At 36.5% G+C, this 9,776-nt stretch carries 8 protein-coding genes and 1 pseudogene; 4 read left to right on the plus strand and 5 right to left on the minus strand.

The features are described 5' to 3' along the window. Positions 1–1,152 (plus strand): annotated as a pseudogene (locus ACILQF_RS06535) (hypothetical protein); the annotation flags it as partial. A 284-nt stretch (positions 1,153–1,436) separates the two neighbouring features. Here ACILQF_RS06535 and ACILQF_RS06540 read toward each other — a convergent pair. The 3 genes from ACILQF_RS06540 to carA all read right to left on the minus strand — a co-directional run bounded on the left by ACILQF_RS06540 (position 1,437) and on the right by carA (position 4,293). Further along, the gene (locus ACILQF_RS06540; protein WP_395626612.1) at positions 1,437–1,763 is read right to left on the minus strand and encodes a septum formation initiator family protein; all 327 of its coding nucleotides are present in this window, start codon (positions 1,761–1,763) and stop codon (positions 1,437–1,439) included. An 82-nt stretch (positions 1,764–1,845) separates the two neighbouring features. After that, entirely contained in the window at positions 1,846–3,138 is a 1,293-nt protein-coding gene (gene eno / locus ACILQF_RS06545) for a phosphopyruvate hydratase (protein ID WP_395626613.1), read from the minus strand. 57 nt (positions 3,139–3,195) lie between these two features. Then, positions 3,196–4,293, minus strand: a complete 1,098-nt coding sequence (gene carA, locus ACILQF_RS06550; protein ID WP_395626614.1) for a glutamine-hydrolyzing carbamoyl-phosphate synthase small subunit — start codon at positions 4,291–4,293, stop codon at positions 3,196–3,198. A 244-nt stretch (positions 4,294–4,537) separates the two neighbouring features. Between carA and panB the strand changes: the two genes are divergently transcribed. Both panB and ACILQF_RS06560 read left to right on the plus strand, forming a co-directional pair. Continuing rightward, positions 4,538–5,353 (plus strand): 3-methyl-2-oxobutanoate hydroxymethyltransferase, encoded by an 816-nt coding sequence (gene panB, locus ACILQF_RS06555; RefSeq protein ID WP_395626615.1) that lies wholly within the window; start codon positions 4,538–4,540, stop codon positions 5,351–5,353. 12 nt (positions 5,354–5,365) lie between these two features. After that, a complete protein-coding gene (locus ACILQF_RS06560; RefSeq protein ID WP_395626616.1) occupies positions 5,366–6,100 on the plus strand; it encodes an RluA family pseudouridine synthase in 735 nt (244 codons plus the stop codon). A gap of 188 nt (positions 6,101–6,288) precedes the next feature. On the opposite strand, the gene ACILQF_RS06565 is transcribed toward ACILQF_RS06560, so the two are convergent. Then, positions 6,289–7,524: an isocitrate dehydrogenase (NADP(+)) gene (locus tag ACILQF_RS06565; RefSeq protein WP_395626617.1), complete on the minus strand. Its 1,236-nt coding sequence runs from the start codon at positions 7,522–7,524 to the stop codon at positions 6,289–6,291. Positions 7,525–7,671: 147 nt separating this feature from the next. On the opposite strand from ACILQF_RS06565, the gene ACILQF_RS06570 reads away from it, so the two are divergent. Further along, positions 7,672–8,091 (plus strand): hypothetical protein, encoded by a 420-nt coding sequence (locus tag ACILQF_RS06570; protein ID WP_395626618.1) that lies wholly within the window; start codon positions 7,672–7,674, stop codon positions 8,089–8,091. Positions 8,092–8,109: 18 nt separating this feature from the next. On the opposite strand, the gene ACILQF_RS06575 is transcribed toward ACILQF_RS06570, so the two are convergent. Continuing rightward, positions 8,110–9,776: DNA polymerase III subunit gamma/tau (locus ACILQF_RS06575; RefSeq protein WP_395626619.1), on the minus strand; the 1,667-nt coding region annotated here is incomplete at its 5' end.

Genomic DNA, 9,776 nt, shown 5'->3' on the forward strand with positions numbered 1-9,776 from the left:
GCTGTAAGTATTAACCAAGACCTCGGAAACAGTTATCATTTAGCTCTAAATTATAATAATCTTGGAGTTTATTTTAAGAAAATTAATAAGCTTGAAAAGGCGGTTTATTATTATGAATTGGCCTATCAAGATTTAGTTAAGGTGAATTCTGCCTTTCTTTTAGCTCAAAATCTCACTAATAGAGCAAATATCTATGAGCTCAAGAAAGAGTATGAACTGGCTGAAAAGTTTTTCTTAGAATGTGAAACTATCTGTAAAGAAAATGGAATTCTTTATGGTCAAATGCTGTCAGCTATTAATCTAGGAAATCTTTATCGAATCCAGAAAAAGTTCGGTCAGTCTAAAATTAGGCTCAATCAAGGATTAGCACTAGCTAAGACCTTAAAAGCTAAAAGAGAGGAAATGATATCTTTAGAAAGACTGTTTTGGTTAGCTAGAGATATCAAAGATTTTTCATCAGCGCTATCCTTTCAAACTCAATTTCACGCTTTGAATGATAGTATCGTTAGTGAGTCTGTACAAAAAGAAGCAAATGCTCTAAAGGAAAAATACGAAGTAGAAAAAAAGGAAAATGATATTATTCGTCTTTTGAAAGAGAAGCTGACCCAGCAGTATTTTATAGCGCTCTTATTGGCCGGAATATTCCTTTTGCTTGCTATAGTTCAATGGTTCAAAAACAAATATGCAAAATCGAAAATTAAGCTTTTGGCAGCTGATGTCTCGAATCTTCAAAAGCAAGAAATCTTAATCTTGCATGAAAGAGAGATTATGGAGCAGACTATGAATAGCTTGGTGCTAAAAGAGCATTTGAATACTTTATTAAAAAGAATAGAGGAGGAGCATATTGATGGGATGGATCAAAAAATAAAAATGATCAACCAAAAACAGAATCCTTGGGATGAAATGATAAAGAAGTTCAAGCTATTGCACCCGCAATTTATTAACAAGCTTAATCAAGATTATACTCAATTAAGCAAGAATGACATCGAGTTTTGTTCACTGATTCGGATGAATTTATCTAGCAAAGAGATATCCTCCATTTTGCGCATCACAACAGATAGTGTTTTTACCAAAAAATATAGGATTCTTAAAAAGTTAAATTTAAATAAAGACATCGATCTAAATAGCTGGATCAATTCTTTAGTAGACTAGGGAAAATTAATTATATTATTTTTTAAATCATGAGTGGTTTTGGGTTGCTTGAATGTTCGTTTCTTGTTATTCAAACTAATGTACAGTCTTTACATTTTTCTGTCCATCATTCCTAAAATCGTCAGATTTTCTTTGCTAGAAGACACGGCGAAACAATAGTTTTTTAGCACATTGGAGATTGCCTCTATACGCTATCAAGGATAAATGAGGGGTATCAGCGTAGTTGGTGTTTTACCACGTAGGGGCAGGTCGCGGCTTGTCTATTTGGGATTATTTTTCCCACCTTAATTCCCAAAGAAGGAACTCTTTTCCTCTACTTTTGCTGCTTCCTCAATAATCACGAAGACATCTTCATTCTCTTTTTTCATGAGGTATTTTTCGCGTGCAAATTTTTCAAGCTTACCTTGGTTGGTGGTAAGTTCGTTTAAGTCTTTTACCACTTTAGCAGATTCTTTGGTGTAGAATTCCTTTTCTGCCTCCAGTTTATTTAAAGATGTACGGTATTCATATTGCGACATTAGATCATTACGATCAAAAAATAACATCCAAGTAAGAAATGCAATGCTTGCAATCAAATACTTGTTTCGAATTATATTTAAAAGTCTGGTCATCAATACAAATATAAAATAAAAACATCCTAAGATTTATAATCTTAGGATGTTTTTATTAATGATTATTCTAAAATAACTAATTTTATTTAATGTATTTAAAGCTCTTACCTAAAAAGCGTGCACTGCTGCCCAATTCTTCTTCGATACGGAGCAATTGATTGTATTTTGCTATTCTGTCTGAACGTGATGCAGAACCAGTTTTAATTTGTCCGCAGTTTAATGCCACAGCAAGATCAGCAATTGTATAATCTTCAGTCTCGCCAGAACGGTGACTCATAACAGAGGTATAACCATTGTTTTGAGCTAATGAAACTGCGTTGATAGTTTCAGTAAGTGTGCCAATCTGATTTACTTTTACTAGGATTGAATTAGCTGTATCACTATCAATACCTTGTTGTAACCTCTTTACATTGGTAACGAACAAATCATCACCTACCAATTGAACTTTAGATCCAATTTTTTCAGTTAATAATTTCCAGCCAGCCCAATCATCCTCAGCCATACCATCTTCAATCGAAATGATTGGGTATTTGGCAGCTAATTGCGCCAAGTATTCAGCTTGTTCAGCACTTGTTCTGATTGCACCTTTTTCGCCTTCAAATTTAGTATAATCGTATTTTCCATCTTTGTAAAACTCAGATGCAGCACAGTCGAACGCTAAATAAATATCTTTTCCAGCGGTATAACCTGCCTTTTCAATCGCCTGAAGAATGGTCTCCACACCATCTTCTGTACCTTCAAATTTAGGAGCAAAACCACCTTCGTCGCCAACAGCAGTTGATAATCCGCGGTCATGTAAAATCTTTTTCAAGGTATGGAATACCTCTGTTCCCCAACGGAGTGCTTCAGAAAATGAAGAAGCGCCAGCAGGCATGATCATGAATTCTTGGAATGCAATGGGAGCATCAGAGTGCGAACCACCATTTACAATATTCATCATTGGAATTGGTAAAGTGTTGGCATTTACGCCTCCAATATAGCGGTATAATGGCTGGCGACTTTCCTGAGCGGCTGCTTTTGCAACAGCTAATGAAACACCTAGAATTGCATTTGCACCTAAATTTCCTTTGTTTTCAGTTCCATCAATCTCAAGAAGCAATTGATCAATGCTATTTTGTTCAAATACATCAATTCCTACTAATTCCTGAGCGATTTTTTCGTTTACATTGGCAACAGCCTTTAGAACTCCCTTGCCTAGGTAAACAGACTTATCATTATCACGAAGCTCAACAGCCTCATGTATACCTGTAGAAGCGCCTGATGGTACCGCTGCACGGCCAATAATGCCATTTTCTGTGGTTACATCTACTTCAATTGTTGGATTTCCGCGTGAATCCAGAATTTGTCTTGCGTGTACGTCGAGGATTATACTCATCTTATTTTTGTTCTGATTGATACTATTTTTTTTATCTAAGTGTACAAAGTACACTAATTAATTCAGCATTGCCACAAAATCGTCAAAAAGATATCTTGAATCATGTGGTCCCGGTGAAGATTCTGGATGATATTGCACAGAAAAAGCCTTTTTACCTTTTACACGGATGCCTTCGATAGATTGGTCGTTTAGGTTAATGTGGGTAATTTCAACTTTTTCAGATTGGTGTACATCTTCAGGAATTACTCCGAAACCATGGTTTTGTGACGTGACTTCACAATGATTGATAATCACGTTTTTCACAGGATGATTTAATCCTCTATGGCCATTAAACATCTTAATGGTGCGAATATCATTGGCAAGAGCTAAAAGCTGATGACCAAGACAAATACCAAATAAGGGTTTTTCTGCTGCTAGAATTGCTTTTACTGTCTCTATGGCGTATGGCATTGCTGATGGGTCGCCGGGACCATTTGAAATGAAATATCCATCTGGATTCCACTTTTCCATCTCAGCAAATGTTGTTTTTGCTGGAAATACTTTTGATAAAACACCTCTACTATCGAAATTTCTGAGGATGTTTTTCTTCACACCTAAGTCAAGAACCGCTACTCGCTTTGCTGCATCTTTATTCCCAAATTCGTAAGCTTCTTTCGTTGATACTTGGGATGATAATTCCAATCCATCCATAGAAGGAACGGCGGCTAATTTCTTCTTCAATTCTTCAATATCTAGAATTTCGGATGAAATAATTGCGTTCATTGCTCCCTTATCACGAATATGACGTACTAAGGAGCGGGTGTCAACATCCGAAATGCCTACAATATGTTCATCCTGAAAATAATCTTGAATGGAAGCGTCGGCTTGTTTCCTGCTGTAAGTAATATTGAAGTTTTTACAAACTAGTCCGGCGATCTTGATATTGTCTGATTCCACCTCTTCCTTGTGGATTCCATAATTTCCAATATGTGAATTGGTTGTGACCATGATCTGCCCGAAATACGAAGGATCTGTAAAAATCTCCTGATATCCTGTCATTCCGGTGTTAAAACAAATTTCACCTGTAGTGGTACCAATTTTCCCTGCTGCTTTTCCATGGTATATTGTCCCATCTTCCAGAAGCAAAACTGCCGGCAATTTGATGTAAGTATTCATTTAATAATTTTGAAAAGAGATTTAAAAATCGATTGAAAAGCAATGATTTCGGAAGAATTTCCGCAGTGTAGAGGGAAGTTTTTTACTTCATATTTCACAAATGCGAATTTAGGTAATTATTAGTAAATCTGAAAGTGTTTGATGAAGGAATTATAAATTTGTTTTTCATACATCAATTAAGAAGATTTTGACTGTGTATTGTTTCTATTAATCCTAACTTTGAATCTTATTAAAACCCTGCTACATGTCTGTACATAAAGAGGTAAAGCGGATCACCACAAATACGATCCTTGAAATGAAGCAAAAGGGCGAAAAAATCGCCATGTTGACTTCTTATGATTATTCTATGGCTACCATCGTTGACGAAGGTGGTATTGATGTTATTTTGGTAGGCGACTCAGCTTCAAACGTGATGGCGGGGCATGAAACTACTTTACCTATTACTCTCGATCAAATGATTTATCATGCAGCATCGGTTGTAAGGGCTGTAAAGAGGGCCCTAGTGGTAGTTGATCTTCCTTTTGGTTCTTATCAGGGTAATTCGAAAGAAGCTCTAAATTCGGCAATCCGCATAATGAAGGAATCTGGTGCTCACGCAGTAAAGCTTGAGGGCGGTTTGGAAATACGCGAGTCGGTAGAGCGAATTATTGCCGCCGGGATACCAGTTATGGGTCACTTGGGCTTAACACCTCAATCGATATATAAATTTGGTACCTATACTGTTCGTGCTAAGGAAGAAGCTGAGGCTGCAAAGTTGAAGAGTGATATTTTAGTGCTTCAAGAAGCGGGATGCTTTTCAGTTGTTCTTGAAAAAATACCAGCTAAGTTGGCTATGGAAGTGACTAAAACGGTAAAAATTCCTACTATTGGAATTGGAGCAGGAGCTAATTGTGACGGACAGGTATTGGTTATAAATGATATGATTGGTCTGACGAAAGGCTTCAAGCCACGATTTTTAAGACAATATTTAAACCTTTTTGAGGAGATAAACGGTGCTGTTCAATCTTATGTAAAAGATGTAAAAGCTGGTGATTTTCCGAATGAAAAGGAACAATATTAAGGTTGATATTGAATGGCTATTCCTGCAAATCAAAAATCTAAATTCCCTGTGCTTTCGCTTGATATCACTGATAGGGATATCTTGTTTGAAGACAATCATCTGATTGCTGTAAACAAGCGTGCAGGTGATATTGTTCAGGTGGACGATACTGGTGATGAATCTTTAGATGAGAAAGTAAAACGCTACATTGCTAAAAAATATAATAAGCCAAACGGAGCATTTCTAGGAGTAGTTCATCGCCTCGACCGACCAGTTAGTGGGGTTATTTTATTCGCCAAAACTAGTAAATCGCTTGAGCGCATCAATAAAATGTTCAAAAGTAGGGATATGCACAAGACCTATTGGGCGGTGGTTCGTAACCGACCAGCTATTGAGTCGGGCACCCTTATTCATTGGCTTGTTAAAAATCCTCAAAAAAATGTAACCAAGGCCTATGAAAAGGAAGTACCTGGGAGTCAGCGTGCCGAATTAAATTATAAATTAATCGGTGAGCTAGGTGGTTATTATTTGATTGAAGTAGATCCAATTACTGGTCGCCCGCATCAAATTAGGGTGCAATTAGCAACGCTTAATTGCCCAATTGTAGGTGATAATAAATATGGTTATCCTCGTGGGAGTCTGAAGAAAAGTATTTGTTTACACGCCCGAAAATTACAATTTATGCATCCCGTTAAGCTAGAGCCGATAACTATTTTTGCACCCTTGCCCCAGGATGGCTTCTGGGAACGTTTTGAATCGTTAGCTTAATTATTAGGTATACTTTATCATTTTTGAGTCTTATTAAGAGCTTTACTCAATTTTCGAATGTTTTCGAATCGCAATATTCAAGTATTTAAATCAAAACCTTGAAATAGTCGAAATGATATCCTGAAAAGACAAAAAAATAGCCGCCATATTGAATATGGCGGCTATTTGTATATTTAGCTATTAAATATTTAAGCTAATTTTGTTTTTAAGTTTTGATCAATTGCATCAAGGAACTCTTCAGTATATAAGTAGTGATCTCCATGACTTACTTTATTGCCGTGAATACAAACAGCAAGATCTTTAGTCATTTTTCCACTTTCAACAGTCTCAATACATACCTGCTCCAAAGCATGGCAGAAATTAATTAATTCTTGGTTATTATCTAATTTACCACGAAACTCTAAACCTCTAGTCCACGCAAAAATTGATGCAATTGGATTGGTTGAAGTTGGCTTTCCCGCCTGATGATCACGGTAGTGACGCGTAACGGTACCATGTGCTGCTTCTGCTTCCATCGTTCCTCCATCAGGAGTGATTAAAACTGAAGTCATAAGTCCCAAAGAACCAAATCCTTGCGCTACGGTATCCGACTGAACATCACCGTCATAATTCTTACAAGCCCAAACGAAATTTCCATTCCATTTTAATGCAGAAGCAACCATATCATCGATCAAACGATGCTCATAAGTAATTCCTGCTGCTTCAAATTTGTTTTTAAATTCATTTTGATAAACCTCTTCAAAAATATCTTTAAAGCGACCATCATATTTTTTAAGAATTGTATTTTTTGTAGAAAGATAAAGTGGCCATTTTTTTGATAATGCTTGATTAAAACAGGCACGAGCAAAACCGAAGATGCTTTCATCTGTGTTGTACATAGCAAGTGCTACACCATCGCTTTTGAAATTATAAACTTCAAAGGATTGAACTTCGCTACCATCTTCAGGACTAAATGTAATGGTTAATTTGCCTTTGCCCTTGGTTAAAAAATCAGTCGCACGGTATTGATCACCAAAAGCATGACGTCCAATACAAATTGGAGCTGTCCAGTTTGGAACTAAGCGAGGTACATTACTCATTACAATTGGCTCACGGAAAACCGTACCATCTAGAATGTTTCTGATTGTACCATTCGGCGACTTCCACATTTGCTTTAGCTTGAATTCTTGAACACGAGCTTCATCAGGAGTTATGGTAGCACATTTAATACCAACACCATATTGTTTTATTGCATTCGCTGCATCAATGGTTACCTGATCGTTCGTTTCATCCCGATATTCCATTCCAAGGTCGTAGTATTTAATATCTAGCTCAAGATATGGAGTGATAAGTTTATCCTTAATAAACTTCCAGATTATTCTGGTCATTTCATCACCATCTAATTCGACTATCGGATTTGCAACTTTAATTTTTTGAACTGACATATTATAATAATAAGGTTTTTGGAATTTGCCCAAAGATAGGAATTTTGAATACACCTGAAAATTTGAAGGCTATGATTTTTTTTAATTCTTAATTTAAAACTATTCGATACCAGATTTGTTCCATAATAAAGATTTAAAAGCTTAGTGATGGAAATTAAACGTAAAAAGGTGAAGGGGCTTAAGCCGGATCGAACAGATAGAGATGAGGCCTTAAAGGAAGATTTACACATGGAAATTAATGTGGATGATTTAGCCTTTGATCCGGATAAAAATAGTTATGAATTGGATGTAATTGCGGATGATCCGGACTATATTCATCACAATCCTTATGATACGGCTGTTGAAAACGGGAGGGATGCGCTTTCTGATTTTGATGAAGCGAATCCGACGGCCCTAAAGGAATACGATAAAAATGCCAGCTTAGAGTCCGATTTGGATATTTTGGCTATGCATATTCAAACTGAAGAAGATAGCATGGCTGATGAAGAAAGTTTTTCTGAAACTCCAGAGGATAATCGTGATGACCTCGATCGGGAGGGTTATCCTAAAAATGACAGGAAAAAGTAGTTTGACTTTGCGAATTATTTAATAATCTAAATCTAGATTAAATCTGCGCTTAAATTCGTCCAGATTTGGGTTTTTCTGAAGCATGTGTTCATACTTTTCGGATGAGGTATAGAGACGCTTTTTTTGCGTTTGCTCCATTTGCTTGGTTTGTAGGTCGATACTGAAGTTTCTTAGCTGAACGCGTAAAAAGTTTAATAGATCAACTTTTTCTGAGCTCAACAATTCTTCTTGTATTTTATTTTCAATGGGTAGCTCAATGATGTAATTGTCGAGTAAAACAGGAGCATAAGCTGTAATGATGGTGAAAATGTTTATTTTACCTTCTTTTTTAACCTTTTCTGCATAGGCATTCCAGAAATTAAGCATCATGTCGGCAGTAAAATCAATTTTGCTATCGCCGCTCAAATATTCTACTTCAACTTCCTCTTTCTTGGAATAATTTGCCCCTAAATCATTTAAATTTGGAATCAAGCTGCTGTTTAACCCTATAGAAAGTTTTGGAATGACAGCTATTTTTGGAGCTTCAACTTTTGGAGCTTGTTGAATTGGGTCAATTGCCTCATGTTTAATAACTTGTATTGGTTTTTCAGGCTCGAGATTATTTAGAGGAACAGCTGAAATGGTGCTTTCTACAACCTTGACAGGTGAATCAGGAATTGAAACTGGAACTTCTTCTACTGATTTAAGTTTTTTTTTTATTTGACCGTCCTGCATGGCCGGAATTCCTGCTGCTGAAAGATTAATGGCAGCGGCAATGTGGCACAGTTTGATGAGTGTAAGCTCAACTTGAAGCCTTTGATTTTTACTTGTTTTATAATTAAGGTCGCATTGATTACTGATGTTCAGTGCTGAAATTAAAAAGGAGAGGGAGGCAGCTTGCGACTGACTATTATACTTTTGGCGGATTCCTTCGCTCACCTCAAGTAATTTTAAGGTTGACGCGTCCTTACAAACTAGTAAATTTCTGAAATGAGAGGCCAATCCAGTAATGAAATGATTGCCATCAAATCCATTTCCTAAAATTTCATCGAAAATAAGTAGCGAATTGGCTACATCTTCAGAAAGAATGGCATCTGTTAACTTAAAATAGTAATCATAATCCAGAATATTAAGATTATCAATTACTGATTTATAATTGACATTCTTGCTCGAGAAGCTCACGATTTGATCGAACATCGACAATGCATCTCGGAGTCCACCATCAGCTTTTTGAGCAATTAGATGCAATCCGTCTTCATCGTAGGCAATACCTTCCTTTTGTGCAATTTCTGCCAGGTGTATTGCAATGTCTTCAACTTTAATGCGGTTGAAATCAAAAATCTGACATCTTGATAAAATCGTTGGTAATATTTTATGCTTTTCTGTGGTTGCCAGAATAAATATGGCATAATTTGGTGGTTCCTCTAAAGTTTTCAGAAAGGCATTAAAGGCCTGTTGTGAAAGCATGTGAACTTCATCAATAATATAGATTTTGTACTTGCCAGATTGAGGAGGGATTCGAACCTGCTCAATTAAGCTTCTAATATCCTCAACTGAGTTGTTAGAAGCAGCATCTAGCTCATGAATACTAAAAGAGTTGCCATTTTGGAACGAAATACAAGAGTGGCAGGTTCCGCAGGCTTCGGCTTCGGGACTTATATTCTCACAGTTTATTGTTTTGGCGAGGATCCTTGCACAGGTAGTTT

The sequence above is a fragment of the Daejeonella sp. genome (genome assembly GCF_044232565.1).
Taxonomy (GTDB): domain Bacteria; phylum Bacteroidota; class Bacteroidia; order Sphingobacteriales; family Sphingobacteriaceae; genus Daejeonella.